The organism is Jeotgalicoccus halotolerans (assembly GCF_003387165.1).
Taxonomy (GTDB): Bacteria; Bacillota; Bacilli; order Staphylococcales; family Salinicoccaceae; genus Jeotgalicoccus; species Jeotgalicoccus halotolerans.
In genome coordinates, this window is the sequence record NZ_QUMW01000016.1 from 76112 (window position 1) to 102970 (window position 26859).

At 43.1% G+C, this 26859-nt stretch carries 25 protein-coding genes and 1 tRNA gene; 2 read left to right on the forward strand and 24 right to left on the reverse strand.

The annotated features are described in order from the left end of the window. The 5 genes from DFR63_RS11100 to DFR63_RS11120 form a co-directional block, all read right to left on the reverse strand. Positions 1-1197, reverse strand: coding sequence for a phosphoglycerate kinase (locus DFR63_RS11100; protein ID WP_115886014.1), 1197 nt, complete (start codon positions 1195-1197; stop codon positions 1-3). 133 nt (positions 1198-1330) lie between these two features. Beyond that, entirely contained in the window at positions 1331-1585 is a 255-nt protein-coding gene (locus DFR63_RS11105) for a glutaredoxin family protein (RefSeq protein WP_115886015.1), read from the reverse strand. A gap of 3 nt (positions 1586-1588) precedes the next feature. Beyond that, positions 1589-2050 (reverse strand): threonine/serine exporter family protein, encoded by a 462-nt coding sequence (locus tag DFR63_RS11110; protein WP_115886016.1) that lies wholly within the window; start codon positions 2048-2050, stop codon positions 1589-1591. A gap of 10 nt (positions 2051-2060) precedes the next feature. Further along, positions 2061-2858 (reverse strand): threonine/serine exporter family protein, encoded by a 798-nt coding sequence (locus DFR63_RS11115; RefSeq protein ID WP_245954181.1) that lies wholly within the window; start codon positions 2856-2858, stop codon positions 2061-2063. A 12-nt stretch (positions 2859-2870) separates the two neighbouring features. Further along, positions 2871-2942: transfer RNA gene (locus tag DFR63_RS11120), tRNA-Arg, on the reverse strand. A gap of 196 nt (positions 2943-3138) precedes the next feature. On the opposite strand from DFR63_RS11120, the gene clpP reads away from it, so the two are divergent. Then, positions 3139-3723: an ATP-dependent Clp endopeptidase proteolytic subunit ClpP gene (clpP, locus tag DFR63_RS11125; RefSeq protein ID WP_115886018.1), complete on the forward strand. Its 585-nt coding sequence runs from the start codon at positions 3139-3141 to the stop codon at positions 3721-3723. A 95-nt stretch (positions 3724-3818) separates the two neighbouring features. Further along, the gene (locus DFR63_RS11130; protein ID WP_115886019.1) at positions 3819-4733 is read left to right on the forward strand and encodes a TIGR01777 family oxidoreductase; all 915 of its coding nucleotides are present in this window, start codon (positions 3819-3821) and stop codon (positions 4731-4733) included. A gap of 86 nt (positions 4734-4819) precedes the next feature. Here the strand turns inward: DFR63_RS11130 and whiA are convergent, their stop codons facing one another. The 19 genes from whiA to secA all read right to left on the reverse strand — a co-directional run bounded on the left by whiA (position 4820) and on the right by secA (position 26652). Continuing rightward, complete coding sequence (gene whiA / locus DFR63_RS11135; protein WP_115886020.1) at positions 4820-5764, reverse strand: DNA-binding protein WhiA; 945 nt, start codon at positions 5762-5764, stop codon at positions 4820-4822. 27 nt (positions 5765-5791) lie between these two features. Next, entirely contained in the window at positions 5792-6766 is a 975-nt protein-coding gene (locus DFR63_RS11140; protein WP_115886021.1) for a gluconeogenesis factor YvcK family protein, read from the reverse strand. Beyond that, the gene (rapZ, locus tag DFR63_RS11145) at positions 6753-7637 is read right to left on the reverse strand and encodes an RNase adapter RapZ (protein ID WP_115886022.1); all 885 of its coding nucleotides are present in this window, start codon (positions 7635-7637) and stop codon (positions 6753-6755) included. Before rapZ ends, DFR63_RS11140 begins: the two co-directional genes overlap by 14 nt. Before the next feature lie 104 nt (positions 7638-7741). Beyond that, on the reverse strand, positions 7742-8677 hold the full coding sequence (gene trxB / locus DFR63_RS11150) for a thioredoxin-disulfide reductase (protein WP_115886023.1): 936 nt from the start codon (positions 8675-8677) through the stop codon (positions 7742-7744). A gap of 60 nt (positions 8678-8737) precedes the next feature. Then, a complete protein-coding gene (locus tag DFR63_RS11155) occupies positions 8738-10159 on the reverse strand; it encodes a tetratricopeptide repeat protein (RefSeq protein WP_115886024.1) in 1422 nt (473 codons plus the stop codon). Then, complete coding sequence (locus DFR63_RS11160; RefSeq protein WP_115886025.1) at positions 10156-10641, reverse strand: acyltransferase; 486 nt, start codon at positions 10639-10641, stop codon at positions 10156-10158. The genes DFR63_RS11155 and DFR63_RS11160 overlap by 4 nt, the downstream gene beginning before the upstream one ends. 1 nt (position 10642) lies before the next feature. Continuing rightward, positions 10643-11530: a prolipoprotein diacylglyceryl transferase gene (gene lgt / locus DFR63_RS11165; RefSeq protein WP_115886026.1), complete on the reverse strand. Its 888-nt coding sequence runs from the start codon at positions 11528-11530 to the stop codon at positions 10643-10645. After that, on the reverse strand, positions 11527-12456 hold the full coding sequence (gene hprK, locus DFR63_RS11170; RefSeq protein ID WP_115886027.1) for an HPr(Ser) kinase/phosphatase: 930 nt from the start codon (positions 12454-12456) through the stop codon (positions 11527-11529). The genes lgt and hprK overlap by 4 nt, the downstream gene beginning before the upstream one ends. A 104-nt stretch (positions 12457-12560) precedes the next feature. Beyond that, on the reverse strand, positions 12561-13712 hold the full coding sequence (locus DFR63_RS11175) for a DUF4097 family beta strand repeat-containing protein (protein ID WP_115886028.1): 1152 nt from the start codon (positions 13710-13712) through the stop codon (positions 12561-12563). A 12-nt stretch (positions 13713-13724) separates the two neighbouring features. Next, positions 13725-16553 (reverse strand): excinuclease ABC subunit UvrA, encoded by a 2829-nt coding sequence (uvrA, locus tag DFR63_RS11180; RefSeq protein WP_115886029.1) that lies wholly within the window; start codon positions 16551-16553, stop codon positions 13725-13727. A 5-nt stretch (positions 16554-16558) separates the two neighbouring features. Beyond that, positions 16559-18532, reverse strand: coding sequence for an excinuclease ABC subunit UvrB (uvrB, locus tag DFR63_RS11185; protein ID WP_115886030.1), 1974 nt, complete (start codon positions 18530-18532; stop codon positions 16559-16561). Between the two features lie 77 nt (positions 18533-18609). Next, a complete protein-coding gene (locus DFR63_RS11190; RefSeq protein WP_115886031.1) occupies positions 18610-18855 on the reverse strand; it encodes a CsbA family protein in 246 nt (81 codons plus the stop codon). Positions 18856-18859: 4 nt separating this feature from the next. Further along, on the reverse strand, positions 18860-19495 hold the full coding sequence (locus tag DFR63_RS11195; protein ID WP_115886032.1) for a YfbR-like 5'-deoxynucleotidase: 636 nt from the start codon (positions 19493-19495) through the stop codon (positions 18860-18862). Further along, positions 19496-20083: a TlpA disulfide reductase family protein gene (locus tag DFR63_RS11200; protein ID WP_115886033.1), complete on the reverse strand. Its 588-nt coding sequence runs from the start codon at positions 20081-20083 to the stop codon at positions 19496-19498. Positions 20084-20191: 108 nt separating this feature from the next. Beyond that, positions 20192-20362: a hypothetical protein gene (locus DFR63_RS11850; RefSeq protein WP_162842348.1), complete on the reverse strand. Its 171-nt coding sequence runs from the start codon at positions 20360-20362 to the stop codon at positions 20192-20194. 218 nt (positions 20363-20580) lie between these two features. Continuing rightward, complete coding sequence (locus DFR63_RS11205) at positions 20581-22314, reverse strand: CHAP domain-containing protein (RefSeq protein ID WP_115886034.1); 1734 nt, start codon at positions 22312-22314, stop codon at positions 20581-20583. Between the two features lie 352 nt (positions 22315-22666). Then, the gene (locus DFR63_RS11210) at positions 22667-22987 is read right to left on the reverse strand and encodes a c-type cytochrome (protein ID WP_115886035.1); all 321 of its coding nucleotides are present in this window, start codon (positions 22985-22987) and stop codon (positions 22667-22669) included. 22 nt (positions 22988-23009) lie between these two features. Further along, positions 23010-24111, reverse strand: a protein-coding gene (prfB, locus tag DFR63_RS11215) for a peptide chain release factor 2 (RefSeq protein ID WP_211313801.1) whose coding sequence is annotated in 2 segments (ribosomal slippage) — positions 23010-24047 and positions 24049-24111 — 1101 coding nt in all. Because the reading frame shifts where the segments join, the coding sequence is not laid out codon by codon here. Between the two features lie 15 nt (positions 24112-24126). Then, on the reverse strand, positions 24127-26652 hold the full coding sequence (gene secA / locus DFR63_RS11220) for a preprotein translocase subunit SecA (protein ID WP_115886037.1): 2526 nt from the start codon (positions 26650-26652) through the stop codon (positions 24127-24129). Positions 26653-26859 lie beyond the last annotated feature (207 nt).

The following is a 26859-nucleotide window of genomic DNA, read 5'->3' on the forward strand; positions in this document are numbered from 1 at the left end:
TTACTCCTCCTCAGCATTATCAATTGCCTTCAGTCCCGGCAATTCCTTACCTTCTAAATACTCTAACGATGCGCCGCCACCGGTTGAAATATGGCTGAATTTATCAGCAAATCCAAGGACCTGCGCAGCACTGGCCGAATCGCCGCCGCCGATAATAGTAACCGCATCTTCAAGATTCGCAATCGCCTGGCAGACACCGACTGTCCCCGCTGCAAAATTGGACATTTCAAAAACGCCCATCGGTCCATTCCAGACAACTGTTTTCGCATCTTTGAGTGTTTTCTCGTATAATTTAACCGTTTCCCCGCCGATATCAAGAGCCATCATATCATCCGGAATTTCTTCGACCGGTACAGTGCGGTGCTCCGCTTCATTTGAAAATTCTGAGGCTGCAACAACATCGACAGGCAGCACTAATTTCCCGTCCGCTTTTTTCAATAGCTCTTCAGCAATTTTAATATTGTCTTCTTCAATTAATGATTTTCCGATTGAATGTCCCTGTGCTTTCAGGAATGTATTTGCCATCCCACCGCCGATAAGAATTTTATCAGCCTTATTCAGCAGGTTATCAATTACGTTAATTTTGTCGGATACCTTCGCTCCGCCGAGGATGGCCACGAACGGTGATTTTGGCTGATCGACTGCACCGCCGAGAAATTCGATTTCCTTTTGCATTAAAAATCCGGATACAGTGGGCATATGCTCACTGATTCCGACGTTTGACGCATGCTCGCGGTGGGCTGTGCCAAATGCATCATTGACGAAGATATCGCCGAGCGATGCCCAATACTTGCCGAGCACCGGATCGTTTTTACTTTCTTTTGAGCCGTGCTGATCTTCATAGCGTGTATTTTGAACGAGGAGAATCTCTCCGTTTTTCATTCCGGCAATTCCTTCTTCCAAATCCTTGCCTCGTGTTTTATCGCTGAACAGCACTTCTTTGCCCATCAGATCGCTTAAGTAGTCAGCAACCGGAGCAAGAGAATATTCACGTTTGTCCTCTTTAGTTTTAATTCGTCCAAGGTGCGAAAATAAAATTACTTTTCCGCCCTTAGCTAAAACGTAAGAAATTGTTTTTACAGCAGCTTTAATACGGGTATCATCCGTAATCTGTCCATTTTTCATCGGTACATTAAAATCTGCCCGTATCAATACCTTTTTGCCTTTTAATTCAACATCTTCCAGAGTCTTCTTCATGGATGCGCCTCCAAATTTATATTCACTTTAATTATACATATGTCGCTCGCTTATTAAAACATTAAAAATATTTTAAGCACAGCTGCATTAAAAAAGCGGCAGACATTTTAAGTCCGCCGCTTCCCGGTTATCATTATTTATAATTATCTTTTACGTAATCATATATAGTTACAAAATCTAAAACGCCTTCTTGAATCACTTTGCCACCGTCGCTTAAAACGGGTATGCGCACCATGTATTCTTCCTGCAGTTTGTCGTCGTTATCGATATTCACTTCGGTCAGTTTCACTACGTTATCTCTCAGTTCAGACAATGCCAGTCTGAGCTGCAGTTTTCCTTCATTACACAAATGACAATTATCTCGTGTGTAATAAGTAAGATTAAGCATTGGTTAAGCCTCTTTCTTCCGCATATTTTTAATTTTACGTTTCAGCGTCTGGATTAATGAATCTATCATCTCGGTTGAAATTATCCCCATAGCAATTGCCAGCGACACAAGAGCTACTTGAAAACCGTAGGCAAGTGCCATATCGTAATTCTGCAGCACCACGCTGCGCATGGCATTGTAAGCTATACCGCCGGGCACAAGGGGAATAATTCCGCATGTAATAAATATAATTACCGGCGCCCTTAATTTACGGGAACTCGCAATCGACAGAGCAGTCAGCATAATCGCTCCTAAAAAAGATGCGATGACCGGCTGTATTTCATACTGGGTTGCGGTAAAGTATACGAGCCAGCCGAAAGCTCCGCTTAAACCGCCAGCAAATATTGTCCTGCTTGGAGCATTGAACAATATCCCGAATCCTGCAGAGGCAAAGAAACTAAGTATAAATTGAACTGCATATAACATTGTTCCCCTCCTAGACTGCCATGAATACGAGGCCGACTCCGGCGCCGATCGCAATTGCTGTAAGCGATGCCTCTGCACCTTTCATCGTGCCTGCCATCAAGTGTCCCCGTATCATTTCCCGTATCGCATTGGTAATGAGCACTCCAGGAACGAGCGGCATGACTGCGGCGATAATAATCGTCTCGAGTTCTGTTCCCGGACCGTAGTCTACATACAATACAGAAATCACAGCGATAAAAAACGCTGCGAAAAATTCGTTGAAAAATTTAATTTTAGTATAGCGCTGAATACTTTCTGTAATCAGTACACCCGCCATACCGCCAGCAGCTGCGACCGGTATATCGCCCGCGACGCCGCCAAACAGAAGCAGGAACATAATAGCGACCATTCCGCCGGTGAAAACGATCAGCCAAAAAGGAAACATTTTCGTTTCATGGATACTTTCTATACTGTCAATCGCATCTCTTATGGGCAATCCTTTAGTAATACGCCTAGATAAGTCATTAATATTTACGACTTTCTGCAGATTATTTGCTCTTTCATCGATTCTGATTGTCTGGGACAAAGCGTAATCATTCATCGACAGAATAATTACTGTTGTTGTGACAAAGACCTGAACGTTGCCGATACCGTAATTGCCTGCCATGCGGATCATCGTATCTTCGATCCGATACGTCTCCGCACCGCTTTCGAGTAAAATTTTCCCGCTGTTTAAACAGACATAGAAGACTTTGCGGACAAAGTCTTCGTCTAAACTGTCATCAGGTTTGTCGACTGTTTCAAGTTCTTCGACCGACAACTGTCCCACCTCTTTTTTTAGCACCCCCGAGAAGAATTGAACTCCCATCTTAAGAACCGGAATCTTACGTGTTATCCATTACACCACGGGGGTAGAATAATAAAAATTAAGCACATTTCATTATAGCAAGGAAACCGTCAGGAATAAAGACTAATTATTGACGAATTGCATAATTAAATAATATGATTAAGTGGTTATCAGATGAAGCTCTTTCTTTTGACCTTATTTGACTAATGTGTTATAAATATAATATAAAATAAATTAGTTCACCAAAACAGGAGGCAATATTATGAATTTAATACCTACGGTTATTGAACAGACAAATCGTGGCGAACGTGCTTACGATATTTATTCAAGACTTTTAAAAGATAGAATCATTATGATCGGAAGTGCAATCGATGATAACGTTGCAAACTCGGTAGTCAGCCAGCTGTTATTCCTGCAGGCACAAGACTCGGAAAAAGATATTTACCTTTATATTAACTCACCGGGCGGAAGCGTTACTGCCGGCATGGCAATTTATGACACAATCCAGCACATTAAGCCGGATGTACAGACAATCAGTCTGGGACTAGCAGCATCGATGGGCTCATTCCTGTTAACAGCAGGTGCTAAAGGAAAACGCCACGCGCTTCCGAACGCAGAAATTATGATTCACCAGCCGCTCGGCGGAGCTCAGGGCCAGGCTACTGAAATTGAGATTGCTGCGAAACACATTTTAAAAACTCGCGAGAAATTAAATAAGATCTTAGCAGAGCGCACTGGACAGCCGCTTGAAAAAATCGAAAAAGATACTGACCGCGATAATTTCATGACAGCAGAACAAGCTAAAGAATACGGTTTAATCGACCACGTTATGGAACCTGAAAAATAAAATAGTCTCTTACAGGGAGTTTAAGTCACATACGTGACTTAAACTCCCTTTTCAATTAAAATGAAAGAAACACATGTATTGGGAGGTCGAAGCATTTGAACATTCTCATCACAGGCGGCACTGGTTTCATCGGTACAAAACTGACACAGGCATTTCGGAAAGACCGCCATCACGTTTACATTTTAACGCGCAGGGAACAAACGAGCGAACACCCTTATATACATTATATTAAATACGATGACAGTAATTTTAACAATTTGGACTGGACTGACGAGCTTCCCGGCAGTATTGATCTAATCTATAATCTCGCAGGAGCCTCTCTGAATGAAAAATGGACGGAAGACTATAAAGACTTAATCTTATCGAGCAGGCTGAACATAACCGGCATACTTTTCCTTTGGCTTCAAAAGTCGGGTATTAAGCCGCTCGCCTTTATAAATGCGAGCGCTGTCGGCTACTATCCTACAAGTGAAATTGTGGAGTACGATGAATTTGATCAGCTGTCGTCGACGAACTTTTTATCGGATGTTGTCAATCGATGGGAAGCAGCCGCAGCGAATATCGAATCCCTCGGCATCCGTGTTGTGTTTTCCCGCTTCGGTCTGGTGCTTGATAAAGACAACGGTGCCCTTCCTGCCATGGAAAAGCTGTATAAAGCAAATATCGGCGGTGATATCGGAAGCAGCAGGCAATGGTATTCCTGGGTTCATATCGATGATGTCGTTAATGCGCTCCTCTTTATCGGTTTCAATCAGGACATCAGAGGTCCGGTTAATATAACCGCCCCTGTGCAGGTCAGACAGCGCGAGTTCTCCAAAGTATTAAGTGCCGTGCTCGGCAAAGCGAACTTTTTTAAAACGCCGGCTTATTTGATTGATAAAGTCCTTGGCGAACGTGCCCTTCTTGTCACGGAAGGCCAGAAAGTTCATCCACGTGTACTGATGAACAATGACTTTAAATATTTATATCCTACTCTCGAACAGGCGATGGAGAATATATACAGCGGATAAAAAGATTATATACTGTAAATGCCGGCTTCACAGCCGCTTTCAAAGACAAACGAGGCATCCGAATACTTTCGGATGCCTCTTTTTGCTTAAAACACCAGTTCTTCTCCACTCCGCAGTTTATCTGCAATTTCGTCGAGCTTTCTCAGCCGGTGGTTGATGCCTGATTTGGAAATTGTGTCGGTAGATACGGCTTCACCGATTTCTTTTAATGTCATATCCTGATGTTCGACACGAATGCGCGCCACTTCTCTTAAGCGCTCCGGCAGTTCATCGATGCCGATTTCCTCATCGATAAATTTAATATTTTCCACCTGGCGCATTGCTGCGTTTATCGTTTTATTTAAGTTCGCGGTTTCGCAGTTTACGAGCCGGTTCACCGAGTTCCTCATGTCTCTGACGATACGTATATCCTCAAATTTTAACAGCGCCTGGTAGCCCCCGATTAAACTCAGAAACTCCGCAATTTTTTCAGCTTCTTTCAAATAAATAATATAGCCGCGTTTCCGGTCGATATATTTAGCATTTAATTCATAGCGGTTCATAAGCTTCGTCACTGCTTCTGCATGTTCTTCATACAGCGAAGCAATCTCAAGATGATAGGCTGATGTTTCCGGATTATTTACCGAACCGCCGGCAAGGAAAGCACCTCTTAAATAACTGCGTCTGCAGCATTCCTTTTCTGTAATTTCATCCGTAATCGTATTTGTCAGCACACCGCCTGAAAAAATCTTCAAATCTTCCAATACCTCTTTAGATTCTTTCTTAATGCGGCAGATGTAAACGTTGTTCTTTTTAAGCTTCATCTTTTTTCTGACAAGCAGATCAATTTCTATCTTATATACATTTTTAATTAACGAAAAGATACGGCGCGCAATCGCAGCATTTTCAGTCTGAACATTGATAACCCATTGTCCGTCAAAATAACTGACTGCGCCGTTCATTTTAATCAGCGCCGACAGTTCGCTCTTCATACAGCACTCATCCACTTCGATTCTCGTTAATTCATTTTTCATTTCGGAAGCAAATGACATGCTACCACTTTCCTTTCAAAATCTTCCCTAATACTTCAATGTATCCGATTCATCAATTACAATGTCGTATATAATTTCAGCGAGCTTTTCATTATTATGACGGACAACCCGCTCTTCATCAACGATAATCAGGTCATCATCTGTAATGATTTTTACACCGTGCTCTTCCAGTTTATCCCGCTCGCTTTTAATAATCTGGACGCCTCTGTTTTTATACGTTTCCGCCATTTCTTCATAGACGTCCCGTTCATTTAAAATAACGTAGTCAATCTCCCGCGATTTCAAATGTTTTTCAATTGCCGAGAGATGATCAAATGCGGACATGCCCATCGTTTCACCCGGCTGCTCGAGCAGATTTGAAACATATACTTTAATGCCGTCCGATGCTGAAACAGCTTCTCTTATCCCTTTTGGCAGCAGGTTCGGAATAATGCTCGTATACAGCGAGCCCGGACCGAGCACGATAATATCCGCTTCCAGTATTGCTTCAACAGCAGCCGGTGTCGCATCGATATTCGTCGGTATTAAATACATTTCTTTAATCTCTTTTTTCACTTTCGGAATATAGCTCTCGCCGATAATAATTGAATCATCAGCCATTCTTGCAGCGAGTTTCGGACTGACATTCGTCGATGGAATCACGGTTCCTTTAACGTTCAGTATTTTAGACAGCTCGCTGACGGCAGTTGCGAAATCCCCGCTGATATCATACATGGCAGCGAGCATTAAATTACCGAGGGAATGACCCGATATTTCATCTTTTTTAAAACGGTAAGTGAACAGATGCTCGAGTTTCGTTTCGACTTCGCTTAAAGCTGACATAACGTTTCGGATATCTCCAGGCGCAGGCATATCGATCTGATCGCGGATAATTCCGGTTGACCCACCATCATCTGCCACCGATACGATAGCAGAAATATCCACAGGATATTTTTTTAAGCCGCGCGATAAAACAGCGAGACCTGTACCTCCGCCGATTATGGCGATTTTAATCTTGTTCATGGACTTTACCTTCAATCATCGCATCGCGGTGGGTCGTGTTAATCGAAAATGCGAACTTCTCCAGCAGATCTTTTGCAAGACGTTCGGACAGAGCAACAGAACGATGCTGTCCGCCTGTACACCCGATAGCAATCGTCAGTTGGGATTTACCTTCTTTTATATATTGAGGAATTAAATATTTAATCATATCATACAGTTTTTCGTAAAACGTATCGGAATCCTGCCATTTCATTACATAATCATAAACTTCTTTGTCGAGTCCGGTTAACGGGCGATACTCGGGAATATAGAATGGATTCGGCAGAAAACGGACATCGAACATCAAGTCCGCATCGATGGGAATGCCATGCTTAAATCCGAAGCTCAGCACGTTAACGGCAAAAAACTGCTCGCGGCCCCCGCTGTATAAAGTGAAAATACGGTCTCTCAGCTCTTTCGGAGAAAGTTCCGTCGTATCGATAATGACGGATGCCCGTCCTTTTAAATCATCCAGCAGTTCACGTTCTTTTTTTATTGCTTCAAGCAGCGACACGCCTTCGTTTAACGGGTGGGAACGGCGCGTCTCCTTATAGCGGCTGACGAGTCTCTCATTATCCGTGTCGAGAAAGACGATGCGCAGCATAATACTTTCATTATTAAGAACCGTTTCCAGTTTTTGGATTAAATCATCAAAAAATTCTTTCCCTCGCAGATCGATGCCGAGTGCGACTTTGTTCATCTTGCCGTCGGTGGACTCCATTAATTCTACGACTTTTGGGATAAAGATCGGGGGCAGATTGTCGATGCAGAAATAACCTGTGTCTTCAATCGCTTCCAGTGCAACAGATTTTCCTGAACCGCTCATCCCTGTAATTATGATTAAATTTTTCATAAAGCACACCCTCAAATTTACTTAATTTCACTCTTGCCGTTCATTTATATTATAACGGATAACGTTACGAAAAAACCCCCTTCCGGGGGAATTTCTTCTATTAATTACTCACTGTCTTCGAGTTTTTCAAGGTAGCCCTGGGCATTTTGCGCTGCAAGACTGCCGTCGCCTGTCGCTGTGACAATCTGGCGTAATGATTTCTCTCTGACATCGCCCGCTGCAAAGATGCCTGGAATTTCTGTTTCCATTTCTTCGTTTGTGACGATGTAGCCTTCTTCATTTAAAATGCCTAAATCTTTAAACGGTGCTGTCAGCGGCAGCATTCCGATATAGATAAATACACCGTCTGCATTGAAGTCATACGTTTCACCTGTGTTTTTATTTTTCAGCGTTACTGATTCCACGCGGCTGTCGCCATTAATTGACTGCAGTTCTGTATCCCAGATAAAGTCGATTTTTTCATTTTTAAAGGCGCGGTCCTGTAAAATCTTCTGAGCACGCAGCTCATCGCGGCGGTGAACAATTGTCACTTTACTCGCATATTTCGTCAGGAATACCCCTTCCTCAACAGCCGAGTCTCCGCCGCCGATAACGACAAGTTCACGCTCTTTAAAGAAGGCGCCGTCACATACTGCACAGTAGCTGACACCGCGTCCGCGAAGCAGATCTTCGCCCGGTACGCCTATAGTTTTATACTCTGCGCCTGTTGCAACAATAACGCTTTTTGTGTGAATGTCTTCAGACGAAGTTTTCAGTATTTTAATGTCTCCGTCGAGCTCAACACTTTTAATATCGCCGTACTTGTATTCTGCACCGAACTTCTGCGAGTGTTCAAACATTTTAGAAGACAATTCCGGCCCTGTAATCATGCTGAAGCCGGGGAAGTTTTCAACTTCTTCCGTGTTTGCCATCTGTCCGCCGGGCACACCGCGTTCAAGCATGACTGTTTTCAGTTCTGCACGCGACGCATAGACTGCTGCTGTCATACCGGCAGGTCCCGCGCCGATTATTACTACATCATAAATCGTTTTCTCTTCCATAATCGTTCTCCTTTAAGAAATTGCTACATACAATTATATAGTCTTTTGACCCGTAAATCATTATATCTGCTTTATTCTGTCTATCGCTTTATTCAGCCTGTAAACTGTCGTATTAAACATTTCAGCCAGCCCTTTTTTAGTCAGCTTCCGGCCTGCCGGGTACAAATACAGCGCTGCTGCCGTATGACTTTCAATGTCGTCAAATTCCTTATGCTTTTCATACAGGTCGTGAAAAACATTAATCCACATCAGGAGTGTTTCTTCATCTCTGAAAGACTGGTCGTAAAGTAATTCGAGCCCAATATGCATCCGGCCGAGGCGGACCAGCTTCAGTCCCTGGAATAAAAAGGTCACATAGAGCTTTTCATAATCATCAAGTTCTTCAATATGATCCCATATCGATAAACCGATTATCGCTTCCCGGGGTTCGACTTTACTGATTAAATACAAGGCGAGCAGACGTTTGTGCTGATCTTCATCGTGCAGATACATTTTTTCCAGTTCGAGTATTTCTTCAGCCGCTTCCTGCTTCTTCCACGGGCTGAACTGCTCGTCTACCGGATGGAAATTCTGCATACGCGTCCAGTACATTTCAGATTCTTCATGCTTACCGAGATAATAACTCGAAAAACTGAGCGCATGGAGCAGCTGGAAATTAATTATTTTCTGCTTCTTGTAAAGCGGGAACAATAGTTTATATGAGTGCTCATATTTCTGCAGGAAATTCAGGACGAGCCCGACTTTAAAACGCGCATCATCATCGAGCGGTTCGACGACCTCCAGTTTTTTTAAATAGGCATCGTATTTATCAAACCGCTCGGTATGATAGTGAAGCAGCGTCATATGGCTGAGTGCATGCATATCTGTCTGATCATCTTCCAACAGCTGTTCAAGCAGCGTCTCAGCTTCTTCAAACTTATTTAAAAACAAATAGGCCATCGCTTTTAAGTTTCTGAATTCGCGCTCTCCTTGAATTTCCACCGGCAGCGAATCAAGATAAGTAAGCGACTCTCCTACTTTGGCATTCATAAATAAATGCTGGAAAATCTGCTGGCCAATAAACCGCTCAGCCTCTTTTTCAAGTTCTTCCTCATCGTCGACTTCAACATCGAACATTTCTTCAAGCGTATCACCGTAACCTGTTTCCGGCCGGTAAGTCGAATACTGCACGCCGTATAAAAATGCTTTATTCGCGTCGTGCTTAATAATATTAATCTGACTTAATATATAAAAATACTCCGTATCGAAATCATCTTTCACGAACGCTTCGATAATTAAATGTTCAGCTTCGTTGCCGAACCCGTTCTCAGCCATAACATAAACATATTCCGATAAATAATCCATATTATTCGGGTTTTTATCGTGTGCTTTTTTTAACAGCCGGAGTGCTTCTTTTTTATTATTCTGCTGTCTTTTCTTAATACCCTGCCTGTAGTAATGCTCTCCGTTTTGATCGAGAGAGATTACTTTTTTATCCGTCATTCTGATCTCTCCCTTATTTTCATCGGATTGCCGTAGACGAGTGCATTGTCGGGAATATCTTTTGAGACCACCGTGCCTGCGCCGACATTTACACCGCTGCCGATTTTAACACCCGGCAATACTGTTGAATTTGCGCCGATCATCGTATTTTTACCGATTTCGACTTTGCCGATTCTGTATTCATCCGTTAAATATTCGTGTGTCAGTATCGTCGCATTATAGCCGATTATTGAGTTCTCCCCGATTGTAATTAGCTCCGGAAACATTAAATCAGGCATTGCTTTATATGCAAATGACACGTGTCTGCCGAGCTCCATCTTCAGGCCGCTCTGGTACAGCTTATGTTTCAGTTTAGTCGACGGCATAAAGCGTCCCGCTTCTATAACGATAAAGTTTTTAGCCACTTTAACTAAGGAAACGGTGCGGTACAGATGCCACAGCGGATTAATTTTAAAGCCCGTATGCCGGGTTAATTTCCTCATGCTACTTCTTCCTTTTTTTCTTCTTATTGACTGCAGTTGATTTCTTTATATGTTTTGGTTTATCTTTAGCTGCATAGTTGCCGTAGATGCTGCCGTATTTCGGCAAATCGTATTTTTGCTGCCGGTAAATCATTATCACCAATCCACCGATAATCGTTATTACCGAAATCACTTGGGCTGTTCTCAGGATATCCCCAATCATTAAACTGTCGGTACGCATGCCTTCGATAAAGAACCTGCCGACTGAATAGTATATCAAATAAATGAGTACTGTGTGGCCGAGCGGTAATTTTGGACGTATTAATAATAATATAATTACGCCGATAATACTCCATACAGATTCATATAAAAAGGTCGGATGATAATAAGTGCCGCCGATATTCATATGGTTAATTATAAATTCCGGAATCATTAAATTCTCAAGGAATTCTCTTGAAACAGGTCCGCCGTGAGCTTCCTGATTAATAAAGTTGCCCCAGCGGCCGATAGCCTGGCCAAGCAGTATACTCGGCGCCGCAATATCGGCTACCTGGAAAAAGCTGTAGCCTTTTACCCTCGTATAAATCAGACCGGCAAGGAAGCCGCCGATCAGACCGCCGTGAATAGCCATACCGCCCTCCCATACTTTTATAATATCGAAGGGGTTAAAAAAGTAATAATCCAGATTAAAGAAGACATAGTAAAGACGCGCACCGATGAGTGAAAAGATAATGATATACATCATTAAATCCATAAATAAATCTTCTGGCAAACCTTTTTTTATCGTTTCCCTGTTTGCCAGATAATATCCAAGTATCATTCCGGTTAATATAATAATACCGTACCAGTGAATGGACAGCGGTCCGAGAGATATCGCCACTGGATCGATGGCGGAGTTCAAAATCATCATAAGCTGCCTCCGTTATTTTTGATTTTTTCGTTCAGCCGGTCGTTAAATTCCACTGCTGCATTATGCCCCATCTGATTCAGACGGTGGTTCATGGCAGCGACTTCGATAATGCCTGCAAGACTTCGGCCCGGGCGGATCGGAATGACCTTTTTTGTCACTTCGGAATTTAAAATGCTGATTTTTTTATCTTCGAGCCCGAGACGGTCATATGTATTATTATCCGTCCAGTTTTCCAAGTGTACATTCAGCATAATACGTTTTTCTGTGAGAATGCATCCGGCTCCGAACAGAGTCATCACATTGATAATGCCGAGTCCGCGTATTTCAAGAAGATGCTGAATCAGTTCAGGTGCGGATCCCATCAGCACATTTTTTGTCACTTCTTTAATTTCAACGTTATCATCCGCAACCAGCCGGTGGCCGTTTTTAACGAGTTCAAGCGCCGTCTCACTTTTACCGATTCCGCTTTCGCCCGTAATCAGCACACCTATTCCGTAGACGTCGACCAGAACACCGTGCATATTCGTTTCCGGCGCCAGCTCTTTCTCAAGATACGTTGTAATCCGGCTCGTAAAGTTTGTCGTATTATCTTCCGTAATCAAGAGCACTGTGTTTGTCTGGTTGCACGCTTCGATTAATTCAAGCGGCGGCTGCTGGCTGCGGGTGACGATAATACACGGTGTTTCTTTTCTGCACAGCCGCTTCGCGCGATCTTCACGCTCTGACTCTGAAAGCACACGTTCAAAAAATGAGATTTCCGTCATGCCGAGTATCTGTACTCTGTCAGACGAGTAATGGGAAAAATATCCCGCAATTTCCAGTCCGGGCCGCGACAAGTCAAAACTTAAAATTTCATTATCAAGTCCTGTGTTGCCGCCCCATATTTTTAAGTTGTATTCTTCGACTAAATCTTTTACCAGCAGCATCGCTGCACCTCCATCCGGCCTGCTTCTTTTCTATCATTTACCGTTACCTGTATTATAGCAAAAAACGGGCTGGCATTTGCCAGCCCTTTACTTGTTATTATTTTTTAACTGCGGTGCAGGGTTACACTGCCGACTTTCGTTCCCACTTCCAGGAACATTCCAGCTTCGTCTGTATTATTCACCAGCATTAGTTCTTTAAAACCGATGTCCTGCTGTTTCATATAGCGTGCATCGAGTTCAGGCGGATAATTAATCTGTCCGAGTACTGTAGACAGACGGCCCTCAAGCTCCCTGCCGCTAGGCACACTGATATTAATGCTGCCCATATTTGAATTAATAGTGGCTTCTTCAGTTTCTTTCTTAAGTGCGATATTAACCGAACCGTTTGAAGAAATATCGATAGTTTTCGCATCCAGATTATCCGTTAAAATAGTACCGAGCATAGAGACGATCTCGATGCCTTTGTACTGTCCTTCGGATACTTTAATATTCCCTCTTGACGTGCGGAGGAAAGCATTTTTAGCCTGGACCTGGGCAAGTTCAATATCACCATTCAGGAGATCGACAGTTAAATCAGTGAATGATTTATCAGCGATTTTAACATTCCCGTTTGATGTCGATAAAATAATACGTCTCAGTGTTTCTTCAGTTACTTCAATCACGACGTTGACACGCGCAGACTTAACATCTGACACGATAACAAGTTCGTCATTTTTGACTTCACATATTATATCCTGAAAGTAATTTTTTTTCGTATCGAGTTTCCGGTAAAACGGTGTCACTTCGAATTTTACAACATTTGTACGCTCAGCTGGAATCAGCTCTACATTGCCGTTGGCAATATCTAATGAAATACTGTTAAACGGCGTTTCAACTGTTTCGATAAGCCGGTTTTTAGGGCCTTGTGAAAATACCGAATCAAAAGATGAACCGACCGAATCAAATGCTTTCTCCAAACCGTCAAACAGCTGTTTTGTCTGGCGCCCGCTGCCGAGTTTACTTTTAACATTCGTATACGTATCGTTTACCTTGTCTTTGTTAACGTACTTATTAAACTCATCTACAAACTGGCCGACATAGTCGCCGAACAGGCCGCCTGATTCCGGATTACGGGATGATTCACGATCCGCCTGCTGATCCGTTTCTTTATTTTCCGGTGCTGACTTCGCGTTTAAAGCCGACATCAGTTCAATTGCCTCTTCCGAAGTTATCTTGCCTTCTTCAAGCATTTTTAAAATGCGTTCTTTGCTTTCCACTGATATTACCTCCTAATGGTTTCTGTTTAACCACTTCTTAAGATGATGTCCCGTGTGGCTGTTTTCATTGGCAATTACATCTTCTACTGTACCACTGACAACGATGTTTCCGCCACCCTCGCCGCCTTCCGGCCCGAGATCAATTATATGATCAGCAACCTTGATGACATCGAGGTTATGTTCGATAATGACCACGGTATCCCCCTGGTCAACGAGACGCTGAATGACGCCGATTAAGTTTTTAATATCTTCCGAGTGCAGGCCGGTTGTCGGTTCATCAAGTATATAAAGCGTTTTACCGTTAGAACGTCTGTGCAGCTCGCTCGCAAGTTTAACACGCTGCGCTTCACCGCCTGACAAGGTTGTTGCCGGCTGGCCAAGACGCACATACCCAAGTCCCACATCGACGAGTGTTTTGATTTTACGTTTAATTTTAGGCAGATTTTCAAAGAAATAGTATCCTTCTTCTACTGTCATTTTTAACACATCTGCTATGCTTTTGTCTTTATATTTAACTTCCAGAGTCTCTCTGTTGTAACGTTTTCCGTGACATACTTCACACGGCACAAAAACATCCGGCAGAAAATGCATTTCTATACGCAGTATACCGTCGCCTCTGCACGCCTCACAGCGGCCGCCTTTAACGTTGAAGCTGAAACGCCCTTTCTGGTAGCCTCGGACTTTCGCTTCATTAGTCTGAGCGAAAACATCTCTTATATCATCAAAGACGCCTGTATACGTTGCAGGGTTACTGCGCGGCGTCCGGCCGATTGGCGACTGGTCGATATCGATAATTTTATCGATATGCTCAATACCTTCGACTTTGTCATGCTCACCCGGCACTTCTTTCGTTTTATACAGCTGATGATGAAGACTCTTATACAGAATTTCATTAATCAGTGTACTCTTGCCCGAACCTGAAACACCTGTAACGAGATTCAGCACACCGAGAGGAATATTGACATCGATATTTTTCAGATTGTTCTCACGTGCGCCTTTAATCTTGAACACTTTTTTCTTATCCGGTTTACGGTAGTTTTCCGGCAGGGCAATTTCACGCTTGCCGCTTAAATACTGTCCAGTTAAGGAATTATCGTCCGCCATTACTTCTTCAGGAGTACCGTAAGACACGACTTTCCCGCCGTGCTCCCCAGCACCCGGACCGATATCGATTAAGTAATCGCTCGCAAGCATTGTATCTTCATCGTGTTCAACAACTATCAGAGTGTTGCCGAGTTCTCTCATATCTTTCAGCGTATTGATTAAACGCTCATTGTCGCGCTGGTGCAGTCCGATGGATGGCTCATCCAGAATATAGAGCACACCGCTGAGGCGCGAACCAATCTGTGTTGCCAGACGGATCCGCTGCGCTTCTCCGCCCGACAGCGTACCGCTTTTTCTGTTTAATGTTAAATAATCGAGACCGACGTTTCTTAAAAATGACAGTCTGCTGTCTATTTCTTTTAAAATCGGCTCAGCAATCTCTTCGTTTTGAGCGGATAAAGAGATATGATCGAAAAAGTCGATGCCATCCTTAACTGAACGTTCTACAACTTGTCCGATGTGCGCACCGTTTACTTTAACCGCAAGTGCTTCATCGTTCAGACGGTAGCCGCCGCAGCGTTTGCATTCGATTTCCCTCATATACTGGCTCATAACATTTCTCGTATATTCAGAAGGACTTTCTTTATAGCGTCTTTCGATATTTTTCAGGACACCTTCAAATGCCATTTTCCGTTCGCGGACTACTCCGTTGTCCTGAGCAAATTTAAATTTAATTTCATCGCTGCCGCCGTTAAGAATAATATCTTTTTCTTTTTTACTTAAATCCTTGAACGGTACAGTCATGTCGATGCCGTAATACTCAGCTGCCTGAGTTAACAGCTGCGTATAATATGTCGAACTGATCGGCTGCCATGTAGTAATTGCACCATCATTTAGTGAAAGATTAACTTCCGGCACAACGAGTGATTCATCGACCGACATCTTCATGCCAAGGCCGTCACACTCTACACAAGCACCGTATGGTGCATTAAAAGAAAACAGCCGCGGTTCAAGTTCAGAAATCGTAAAGCCGCACTCCGGACATGAAAAGTTTTCCGAGAAATGCAGGTCTTCTCCGTCTATAACGTTGATCGTTACATTACCGCCGGATTTCTGAAGGGCAACCTGCAGCGAATCAGATAAACGGGATTCAATTCCTTCCCTGACTGCGAGCCGGTCTATAACAACGTCGATATCGTGTTTTTTATTTTTACTCAGTTCCGGCACTTCTTCAATGTCATACATTTCACCATCGACAATGACACGTGCATAGCCTTCCTTGCTTAAATCAGTAATTAATTTTTTGTGCTGGCCTTTTTTGCCGCGCATTACCGGTGCGAACACCTGAATACGGCTCCGGTCTGGCAGCTGCATAATAATATCTGTCATTTCTTCAATAGTCTGGGATGAAATTTCGATGCCGTGAATTGGACAGTACGGCGTTCCTGCACGTGCATACAAAAGGCGCAGATAGTCGTATATTTCCGTAATCGTTGATACTGTCGACCGCGGGTTGTTGCTCGTCGTCTTCTGGTCGATCGATATTGCCGGCGACAGTCCTTCAATCGTATCGACATCCGGTTTCGACATCTGTCCTAAAAACTGACGCGCGTATGAACTGAGCGACTCGACATAACGCCGTTGGCCTTCGGCATATACAGTATCGAAAGCAAGGGACGATTTACCCGAACCGGATAAGCCCGTCATCACGACGAGCTGGTCTCTTGGAATATCTAAATCTATTCCTTTTAAGTTATTCTCTCTCGCACCTCTAATGCTGATGAATGGATTTTTCATGTAACTCACCCTTCTGCCTGAATCTCAAATATTGCATCTCTTAATTCAGAAGCTGTTTCAAAGTCTAAGTCTTTTGCAGCTTCTTTCATTTCTTTTTCCAGTTTCTCAAGCAATTTTTCGCGTTCTGATTTTGTCAGTTTCTTCGTAGCAGATTTTTTCTTCGTCTTATCATCTTCTTTAATATCTATATGAGCACTGATGACGTCGCGGATTTCTTTATTAATTGTCGTCGGTGTAATGTTGTGTTTTTCATTAAACTCAATTTGTGTTTCGCGGCGTCTCGCCGTTTCATCGAGTGCATACCGCATCGAATCCGTAATTTTATCTGCGTACATAATAACGTGCCCGTTGCTGTTTCTCGCCGCACGTCCGATTGTCTGAATCAGCGAGCGTTCGGAACGGAGGAAACCTTCCTTATCTGCATCGAGAATCGTAACGAGCGATACTTCCGGAATATCCAGACCTTCACGGAGCAGGTTAATCCCGACCAGCACATCATAAGTACCGATACGGAGTTCACGGAGTATCTCAATACGTTCCAGCGTCTTAATTTCAGAATGCAGATATTGCACTTTAATACCCGCTTCTTTTAAATATGTCGTTAAGTCTTCTGACATTTTCTTCGTCAGCGTAGTAATCAGCACGCGTTCATTTTTCTCTATTCTCCCTTGAATTTCTTCCATCAAGTCATCGATCTGATGTTCGGATGGTCTGACATCAATCGTCGGATCAAGCAGACCTGTCGGACGGATAATCTGTTCGACCATCTTTTTCGTATGTTCGATTTCATAAGGTCCCGGTGTGGCCGAGACATAAAGCAGCTGTTCTGCTTTCTCCTCGAACTCTGAAAACATCAGCGGTCTGTTGTCGAGCGCGCTCGGCAATCTGAAACCGTGGTCAACAAGCACCTGTTTACGTGCTTTGTCTCCGTTATACATTCCCCTGATTTGCGGTACTGTAACATGGGATTCATCAATCATAATAAGAAAATCCTTAAAGTAGTCGATAAGGGTATATGGTGTTGAACCGAGTTCCCGAAGCGTTAAATGAACTGAATAGTTCTCGATACCGGAACAAAAGCCCATCTCACGCATCATTTCGAGATCGTAATTAGTTCGCTGCTCTAAACGCTGCGCTTCAAGCAGCTTATCTTCGGCACGGAATTTTTTCAGCTGTTCTTCCAGCTCTTTTTCTATGCGTTCAATCGCGACTTTCATTTTTTCATCGCGCGTAACGAAGTGGGATGCCGGGAAAATAGCAAAGTGCTCGCGTTCTGCATAGACTTCGCCTGTTAAATAGTCTATTTCACGGATTCTGTCAATCTCATCACCAAAAAACTCAACTCGTATACACTGTTCATCACGTGATGCCGGAAATACTTCTACTATATCTCCGCGCACTCTGAACGTTCCGCGTTTAAAGTCGATATCGTTGCGGGCATACTGAATGTCTACAAGTTTACGTAAAAACTGGTTGCGGTCAAGTTCCATTCCCGTCCGGATACTGACAACGAGATCGCGGTATTCTTCAGGATTACCGAGCCCGTAAATACAGCTGACTGAAGAAATAACAATAACGTCATCTCCTTCAAAGAGGGAACTTGTTGCGGAGTGTCGCAGTTTATCGATTTCGTCGTTAATCGATGCATCTTTTTCGATAAACGTATCCGTGCTCGGCACGTATGCTTCAGGCTGGAAATAGTCATAGTAACTGACGAAATATTCCACTCTGTTATTCGGAAAAAATTCTTTAAATTCACTGTATAATTGTCCTGCCAGTGTTTTGTTATGTGCAATAATCAAAGTCGGCTTGCCGATTCTCTGAATAACCTGGCTCATCGTATATGTTTTACCGGTACCTGTCGCACCAAGCAGTGTCTGGTGTCTTTGTCCGGAATTGATTTGTTCTACTAATTCTTCAATTGCTTGAGGCTGGTCACCAGCCGGCTCAAATTTAGAAACTAACTCAAAATCTGCCATTGTTTCGCCTCCACTTATTAATCTATACCATTTTAACAAAAATAGAGCAGAAATAACAAACATTTGTTCGGTCATCTCTACTCTTCATCTTCTTTATTAAAATTATCCAGCTCAAAAATCTCTACTATTATATACCCTGCAAAAATCGATGCAGAATCTATGTAAATTACCCACTCGCTGGGGTAAAAACCTCTGTAAATCGATGCACCGAATAAAATAAAAGTCAGCATCACTGCAACATATTTATTACGCGTAAGACGCGTAAACACTACAACAGTCGTTGCCGGGACTACCATTGCCATCATGTACCAGTACAAATCCATGATACTACTCCCGGTTCAGAATGGCATTCGTTATTTCAAACAGCTCATCTTTCGGAATAAAACGTTCCGAAAGCATTTCTGTTAAAATATTTTCCAGAAAATCCTGGACGCACAGTAAATGATCAAAACGTTTAATCGTCGCTAGCGACTCTTCATAGATTTCGAAAAACAGAGGTTCGGGATTGCGCTTTTGAATTTCACCAAAAGATTCGTAAAGCAAATCAATTTTATCTGCAACAGAAAGAATCTGGCCTTCCAGCGTACTGTCCTTGCCCTCTTTCAGCCGTTCTTTGTATATCTGCTGATATTCCGGGGGAAATTCGGTTTCTATAAACTTCTCAGTCATCGTTTCTTCAACTTCCAGAAAGAGCGTGTTCAGCTCAAGTGATGCATACTTGACAGGCGTTTTAATATCTCCTGTAAAAATTTCCGGATAATCGTGATTCAGCGCTTTCTCATATAAAGAACGCCAATCAACCTCATTGCCCTTATGCTCTTCAACCGTTCCGAGATATTGGGCAATCTTTGTCACTTTAAATGAATGCGCAGCAACGTTGTGCTCTTGGTATTTAAACTTGCCGGGACATCTGACAAGCTTCTCTAAATCGTTTAAACTTTTAAAATATTGATGTATTCCCATTTATTGACGCTCCTTTACATAGTTAATGTAATTCGTAATCAATTCCGGTCCTATTTCTCCAATATACGCACGTACTACTTCACCGTTCGAATCGATAAAGAATGTAGTCGGCATTAAGCTGATTTTAAATTCTTTTGTCATATCCGCCTCATCAGCCAGTTCGAAGACAGGGTACTGAACATCGTAAGTTTTTAAAAATTCATCGCGGTTTTTAACACTGTCATCGATATTGATGCCAACGACTTGAACATCGCTGTCTGCTGTATCTTGGGCATACTCATTCAGCTCAGGCGTTTCCCTTTTGCACGGTTCGCACCAGGAAGCGAAAAAGTTTACAACAGTCACTTCATTATCCTGAATAATATCTCTGAGCGGTTCCTCAGTATTGATTACAGCTTCTGACTCCGTGTCCAGCAAATTCAAACCGACCGCATGATGATTGTCGCGCCCTTCAGAATCCTGCAGCGTCTGCAGGCTCCTTTCTCTCATCTGATCGTCGGATACATTAATTACAGCACCAATACTAATACCGATGAGCAGAAAGAACGCGATAAAAACAACCGCAATAATAATTTTTTTTCCCGTCATCCAATCCACTTTCCCTCTCATATCATTTTAATCATTTTAACATACAGTACTGATAAAGTACCGTCTGGAGAGGTTAAGAAAATGTGAAGTATGAAGATGTACTGTACCCTATATTTTGTGATTATCAGCCCGCTTGTCCTTCTGCCACTGCTCCCTCATTGCAGTTACTTTATCATCCAGCTTTTTAATCTGCTTGAATGTGAGCAAGTTAAGAATCCAGAGAATAATCAGAGAAGTCAGTGCAACAGATGTGCTGTTGTCCTGTGAAATAATTTTCATTGAAGATAGATGCTCCCTTCTTAATAGTTCACTCTTGCTATTTCTTATAATTATTGAGTTTGTCGGACACTGTCGGTTTCACGGTGTCCGATATTTTGATTTTCCTTCTATATATTATTAGATAACCTATTTTTAAAACTTTATTCAGAAGTATAAAAATAGCGGGAAGCAAATCTATGTAAAATAGATCTGTTTCCCGCTGACTTTATTAATGTATATTAGTTAATGAAGTTATGGCTTGAAGCTTGAGAAGCACTGATAGTTCTCGTGTTTAAATCACCAAGTCCTCCGCCGAACTGCATTTCTGATACTAGAATTGATCCGTCACCATTTACACGTTCAACAACTGCAACATGTCCTTGGCCGTATGAACCATTAGTATGAGCTGGAGCTTGCATAATAGCGCCTACTGAAGGCGAGTTGCTTACAGAATAACCTGCTGCTTGAGCATTAGACGCCCAATTCGTAGCATCTCCCCAGCCGTTTCCAACTGATAAGCCCATGGAAGAACGTTTTTCAAATACGTACCATGCACATGAACCCCACTGGTAGTAGTTCTTGCCATTGCTTGCGCTTGAAACTGGAGTTGCTGCTGCAGGTTGTTCCTGAGCTTCAGCTTCTTCAGCTGCTGCCTGTTCTGCAGCTCGTTCAGCCGCTTCTTCTTCAGCTGCTTGTACTTCCGCAATTCTTTGAGCTTCAGCCTCTTCAGCTTCTTTTGCTGCTTGAGCTTCTGCTGCTGCTTGTGCCTCTTCAGCTTCTTTTGCTGCCTGAGCTTCTGCTGCTGCTTGTGCCTCTTCAGCTTCTTTTGCTGCCTGAGCTTCTGCTGCTGCTTGTGTCTCTTCAGCTTCTTTTGCCGCTTGAGCTTCTGCTGCTGCTTGTGCTTCTGCCTCTTCAGCTTCTTTTACTGCCTGAGCTTCTGCTGCCGCTTGAGCTTCAGCCTCTTCAGCTTCTTTTGCTGCCTGAGCTTCTGCTGCTGCTTGTGCTTCTGCCTCTTCAGCTTCTTTTGCTGCCTGAGCTTCTGCTGCCGCTTGAGCTTCAGCCTCTTCAGCCTCTTTTGCTGCCTGAGCTTCTGCTGCTGCTTGTGCTTCTGCCTCTTCAGCTTCTTTTACTGCCTGAGCTTCTGCTGCCGCTTGAGCTTCAGCCTCTTCAGCTTCTTTTACTGCCTGAGCTTCTGCTTCTGCCTCTTCGGCTGCTAATTCTTCCTCAGTTGGTTCTTCTACCTCAACTGCAGGTGCAGCTTCTTGAACTTCTTCTACAGCCGGCTCTTCTTCTACCTCAACTGCAGGTGCAGCTTCTTGAACTTCTTCTACAGCTGGCTCTTCTTCTACCTCAACTGCAGGTGCAGCTTCTTGAACTTCTTCTACAGCTGGCTCTTCTTCTACCTCAACTGCAGGTGCAGCTTCTTGAACTTCTTCTACAGCTGGCTCTTCTTCTACCTCAACTGCAGGTGCAGCTTCTTGAACTTCTTCTACAGCTGGCTCTTCTTCTACCTCAACTGCAGGTGCAGCTTCTTGAACTTCTTCTACAGCTGGTGCTTCTTCTGCTGCTGGTTCAGCAGCTGCTGATCCGTCAATTGAAAGTTCCTGACCAACAAAAATAAGATCTGAAGATAAGCTGTTCCATTTCATGATTTCATTGTAATCTATTGAGAATTCCGCTCCAATTTGCCAAAGCGTATCTCCTGGTTTAACTATGTATGTTGATTCATTACTAGCAGGAGCAGGTGCTTTTTCAGCTTCCTCTGGATTAACTGTCAGTACATCTCCCGGGAAAATAATATCACTTGAAAGTTCGTTATCAGCTTTTAAATCTGCAACTGATGTACCAACTTCATTAGCTATTCCCCATAAAGTATCTCCACTGGATATAGTGTACTCGTCTGCTGAAACCGCTGTTGCCGCTACACCTGTGATTGCTGTCAAAGTTGCTACAGATACTACTGTTTTTTTCATAAAGTGAATTTCCTCCTACTAGATAATTAGTTAAGTTTTATATTAGTTTTTTGTCTGATGTTTCCGCTCACATCTATCTATTACGACACGATTTAAACTATAGCATAAGAAAAATTGAAATTGTGCTTTGTAATATACTTGTAATATAAAAGAAATTTCTTAGAAATCTGAAGGTCTGAATTTTACAATACCAATATTTTTCTAACTGCTTTTAACCGATGAACCTTGAAATCATTAATAGTAACTTAATTTACCCGTTTATTTCTGTGCTGTAATATATACTTTTACTTTCACATCCTTCGAAAATAAAAAAACACGGACATATCTATCATATCCGTGTGCCTATCTTAAATTATTTTTGTTCTGCCAGCCAAGCTGCCAGCGCATCCAGTTCTTTTGGATCTTCGACGAGGCCGCCCGGCATGACATCTGTACCTTCAACAATCACAGTACGGATTTCATCTTCACTCAGTCTCGCACCGACTTCCTGAAGATTCGGTCCGGATGCTCCTTCCAAATCCGCGCCGTGACAGCTGAAGCACGATGCGCTGCGGTAAATTGCTTTGCCGTCATTCACAGCTGCCTGTTCGTCGTCTGTTTCTTCTTCACTTCCGCCGCATGCGCCGAGTAAAAGAACAATACTAAAGCCTGCAGTCAGCAGTATTCTTTTCATTTATTACAGACCTCCAATTATTTTACATACTCCAGCGCAGATAAGCGTGAATAAATGGAGAAAGGTCGCCGTCCATTACTTTATCGGTATTACCGACTTCGTAATTTGTTCTGTGATCTTTAACCATGGAGTACGGGTGAAAGACATAACTTCTGATTTGGCTTCCCCAGCCGATTTCTTTCTGTTCGCCTTTAATATTATCAATTTCCGCACGCTGCTCTTCCAGCTTCCGCTGATACAGTTTTGCTTTCAGCATCTGCATTGCCTGCTCGCGGTTTTTAATTTGCGAACGTTCATTTTGACAGGTTACTACCACACCGGTCGGCAGGTGCGTAATACGTACAGCCGAGTCTGTCGTATTAACGTGCTGTCCGCCGGCACCGCTTGAGCGGTAGGTATCAATTTTAATTTCATCAGTATTAATTTCTATATTAATATCCGTATTTTTAAACTGCGGTGTGACTTCGCACGACACAAACGACGTATGACGGCGTCCCGATGAATCGAACGGCGATATTCTTACCAGACGGTGCACACCTTTTTCAGCTTTCAGCAATCCGTATGCATTAGGTCCTTTAATCGATAAAGACACGCTCTTCACACCCGCTTCGTCTCCCCCTTGATAATCCAAAGTTTCGACTTTAAAGCCTTCGGATTCACTGTAGCGCTGATACATTCTTAAAAGCATTTCAGCCCAATCCTGAGATTCAGTGCCGCCAGCACCCGGATGCAGCTCGAGCAGCGCATCCAGAGAATCGTGTTCACCGCTTAAAAGCAGATTTAATTCATATTCTTCAATTGCTGCTGATGTCTCTTTAACTGATTCTTCCAGCAGTTCCACCAGTTCTTCATCGTATTCTTCGCGCAGCAGTTCATGGGACGTTTCAATATCGTCCAGGGAGCTGCTGAGAGAATTAAAGCCGTCGACAATTTTTTTCAGATAGTTATTATCTGCGATAATTTCTGCTGCCTTGTCACTGTCGTTCCAAAAATCCGGATCCAGCATAAGCTCTTCATTTTCCTGTATTTGAGTCTCTTTTTCTTCTAAGTCAAAGAGACCCCCTAAAGTCATTTAATTTCTCTCTTTTTTCCTGTAAAAAGTTTTTTACTTCACTTAATTCCATATTGTATCCCCTAACTTATTGTCCGTGACAGTTTTTGTATTTTTTGCCCGAGCCACATGGACACGGATCATTTCTGCCGACTTTAACCTGGCGTTTGACCGGCTGCTTTTTCGCTTTCGGTTTTCCGTCGCCTGTATGCATTTGTTTTTTATCAACGACCTGCTCGCGCTTCATTTCCTCATCCGTACGGACAGTTGTTTTCAGCACATATTTCGCAGTGTCATCTTCAATATTAACAAGCATGTTTTCAAACATCTGAATACCCTCGTTCTGATATTCCCGGAGCGGGTTTATCTGACCGTATGAACGGAGGTGAATTCCTGTTCTCAGCTGATCCATGCTGTCGATATGTTCTACCCATTTCTGGTCCATCGTGCGAAGCATCATCATGCGTTCAAATAACCGCATTTTCTCTGTACCGAGCGTTTCTTCTTTCTCGTCAAGGTGAGTTTTCACTCTGTCCATAACAAGGCTGAAAATTTCATCCGGACCTTTGCCGCGGATATCATCAATGCTGATTGCATCTTCAGGAAGATACATCTCCGTGAGCGTTTTAACGTATTGTTCATAATCGATATCTTCTTCATTGTCGAGGTCGTAAAACTCTGCAGTACGCTGCACAGACCGTTCAATCATATCGTTTAACAGTCCGGAAACATCATCATGGTCGATAATTTCATCGCGTTCGCCGTAAATAATTTCACGCTGTTTACGGAGTACTTCATCGTATTCAAGCAGTCGCTTACGCGCATCGAAGTTATTGCCTTCCACCCGTTTTTGTGAAGATTCCACACCGCGGGAAATCATTTTGCTCGTCAGTTCCTCTTCGCTCATGCCCATGCGCTCCATCATGCTTTGAATTCTTTCAGAACCGAAGCGACGCATTAAATCATCTTCAAGCGACAGGTAGAATGTACTTTCCCCTACATCACCCTGACGTCCGGAACGTCCGCGGAGCTGGTCATCGATGCGTCGTGATTCGTGACGCTCCGTCCCGATTACCGCCAGGCCTCCAAGTTCTTTTACGCCGTCGCCAAGTTTAATATCCGTCCCGCGTCCAGCCATGTTTGTCGCAATCGTTACCGCGCCTTTTTTACCGGCTTCTTTAATAATTTCCGCTTCACGTCCGTGGTTTTTCGCATTCAGAACGTTATGACGAATACCGTGTTTTTTCAGCAGATTTGAAATCAGCTCACTCGTTTCAACAGCAACAGTACCGATTAGAATCGGCTGTCCTTTGCGGTGACGTTCGATAACATCATCCACGACCGCACGCAGTTTAATTTCTTCAGCCGCGTAAATTTTATCCGTGTTGTCGATTCTAGCCACCGGCTGGTTTGTCGGAATCTGTGTCACTCGCATATTATAAATGTTCATGAACTCTTCTTCTTCGGTCTTCGCCGTCCCTGTCATACCTGACAGTTTGTGGAACAGACGGAAAAAGTTCTGGAAGGTAATCGATGCCATCGTGCGCGATTCATTTTGAATATCCACACCCTCTTTTGCTTCAATTGCCTGGTGCAGACCATCAGAGAAACGGCGGCCTTTCATCGTGCGTCCCGTAAACTGATCGACGATCAGAATACCTTCATCTTCAACGACATAGTCCACATCGCGTTCCATTGAATAGTTCGCTTTTAGCGCCTGATTGATATGATGCAGCAGACTGACGTGCTGAACATCATACAGATTCTCGATCTTAAACCATTTCTCCGCCTTTTCCATGCCGGATTCGTTCAGCTGTATATTTCTCGTTTTAATATCATAAGTGTAGTCTTCTTCTTCTTTCAGCATTCTCGTAAACTGATGAGCTTGTAAATAATACGTTTCCCGTTCTTTTGCTTTACCTGAAATAATTAAAGGCGTCCGCGCTTCATCAATTAAAATCGAGTCAACCTCATCAATGACGGTAAAATTTAAACCGCGGAGTACACGGTCCTGCTTATAAGTCACCATGTTATCCCGTAAATAATCGAAGCCGAGCTCGTTATTTGTTGTATACGTAATATCTGCCGCAAATGCTTCGCGCTTTTCAGTGCTGTTTTTAGCATTCAGGTTTAAGCCGACTGTCAGTCCAAGGTAGTTATACAGCACTTCAAGTTCAGCCATTTGTATTTCAGATAAATACTCGTTGACCGTAATAACATGCACGCCGCGTCCTGTCAGCGCATTTAAATACACCGGCATCGTCGCCGTTAAAGTTTTACCTTCACCCGTTTTCATCTCTGCAATATCGCCTTTATGAAGCGCGATACCGCCCATCACCTGAACTTCGAACGGTTCCATGCCAAGCGTTCGTTTGGCCGCTTCTCTTACTATCGCAAATGCTTCCGGCAGTATGTCGTCCAGTATTTTTTCTTCCTGTTTTCTATCACCCTCAGCAGACTTTAGCTTTTCTTGAAATTCCGCTGTTTTATTTTTAATATCATCATCGCTTAATTTTTCTGTTTCCGGTGCCAGTTCAAGCACCTTTTGTGCCTGTTTACGCAACGTTTTTAACTCTCTTTTGTTGCCGTCGAATAATTTATCCAAAACACCCATGGATTTTCTCTCCCTCATGAAAAATTACCTGTTTATACATCATTACATTTTACCACCATTATAGAAGAAAATAAAATATGTAACATCAAAAAACCCCAAAGGCGGGTAAACCTGATATGCTCCCCCTAAAGTAGACACTTAAAAAAGTAAACTACTTTAGGGGGAGTTTTCTCTTGAAATCAAACATAAGGTATTCAACGAATGAAC

What these genes read in the sequence shown, in the direction of transcription:
- clpP (WP_115886018.1), top strand. Translation starts at nt 3,139, where the DNA reads ATGAATTTAATACCTACGGTTATTGAACAGACAAATCGTGGCGAACGT.
- DFR63_RS11100 (WP_115886014.1), bottom strand. Translation starts at nt 1,197, where the DNA reads ATGAAGAAGACTCTGGAAGATGTTGAATTAAAAGGCAAAAAGGTATTG.
- DFR63_RS11205 (WP_115886034.1), bottom strand. Translation starts at nt 22,314, where the DNA reads ATGAAAAAAACAGTAGTATCTGTAGCAACTTTGACAGCAATCACAGGT.
- DFR63_RS11155 (WP_115886024.1), bottom strand. Translation starts at nt 10,159, where the DNA reads ATGACGGATAAAAAAGTAATCTCTCTCGATCAAAACGGAGAGCATTAC.
- secA (WP_115886037.1), bottom strand. Translation starts at nt 26,652, where the DNA reads ATGGGTGTTTTGGATAAATTATTCGACGGCAACAAAAGAGAGTTAAAA.
- DFR63_RS11200 (WP_115886033.1), bottom strand. Translation starts at nt 20,083, where the DNA reads ATGACGGGAAAAAAAATTATTATTGCGGTTGTTTTTATCGCGTTCTTT.
- trxB (WP_115886023.1), bottom strand. Translation starts at nt 8,677, where the DNA reads ATGGAAGAGAAAACGATTTATGATGTAGTAATAATCGGCGCGGGACCT.
- DFR63_RS11210 (WP_115886035.1), bottom strand. Translation starts at nt 22,987, where the DNA reads ATGAAAAGAATACTGCTGACTGCAGGCTTTAGTATTGTTCTTTTACTC.
- lgt (WP_115886026.1), bottom strand. Translation starts at nt 11,530, where the DNA reads ATGATGATTTTGAACTCCGCCATCGATCCAGTGGCGATATCTCTCGGA.
- DFR63_RS11105 (WP_115886015.1), bottom strand. Translation starts at nt 1,585, where the DNA reads ATGCTTAATCTTACTTATTACACACGAGATAATTGTCATTTGTGTAAT.
- DFR63_RS11140 (WP_115886021.1), bottom strand. Translation starts at nt 6,766, where the DNA reads ATGAACAAGATTAAAATCGCCATAATCGGCGGAGGTACAGGTCTCGCT.
- DFR63_RS11110 (WP_115886016.1), bottom strand. Translation starts at nt 2,050, where the DNA reads ATGTTATATGCAGTTCAATTTATACTTAGTTTCTTTGCCTCTGCAGGA.
- DFR63_RS11160 (WP_115886025.1), bottom strand. Translation starts at nt 10,641, where the DNA reads ATGAGGAAATTAACCCGGCATACGGGCTTTAAAATTAATCCGCTGTGG.
- DFR63_RS11190 (WP_115886031.1), bottom strand. Translation starts at nt 18,855, where the DNA reads ATGGATTTGTACTGGTACATGATGGCAATGGTAGTCCCGGCAACGACT.
- whiA (WP_115886020.1), bottom strand. Translation starts at nt 5,764, where the DNA reads ATGTCATTTGCTTCCGAAATGAAAAATGAATTAACGAGAATCGAAGTG.
- rapZ (WP_115886022.1), bottom strand. Translation starts at nt 7,637, where the DNA reads ATGAAAAATTTAATCATAATTACAGGGATGAGCGGTTCAGGAAAATCT.
- uvrB (WP_115886030.1), bottom strand. Translation starts at nt 18,532, where the DNA reads ATGGCAGATTTTGAGTTAGTTTCTAAATTTGAGCCGGCTGGTGACCAG.
- uvrA (WP_115886029.1), bottom strand. Translation starts at nt 16,553, where the DNA reads ATGAAAAATCCATTCATCAGCATTAGAGGTGCGAGAGAGAATAACTTA.
- hprK (WP_115886027.1), bottom strand. Translation starts at nt 12,456, where the DNA reads ATGCTGCTGGTAAAAGATTTAGTCGAAGAATACAACTTAAAAATATGG.
- DFR63_RS11195 (WP_115886032.1), bottom strand. Translation starts at nt 19,495, where the DNA reads ATGGGAATACATCAATATTTTAAAAGTTTAAACGATTTAGAGAAGCTT.
- DFR63_RS11850 (WP_162842348.1), bottom strand. Translation starts at nt 20,362, where the DNA reads ATGAAAATTATTTCACAGGACAACAGCACATCTGTTGCACTGACTTCT.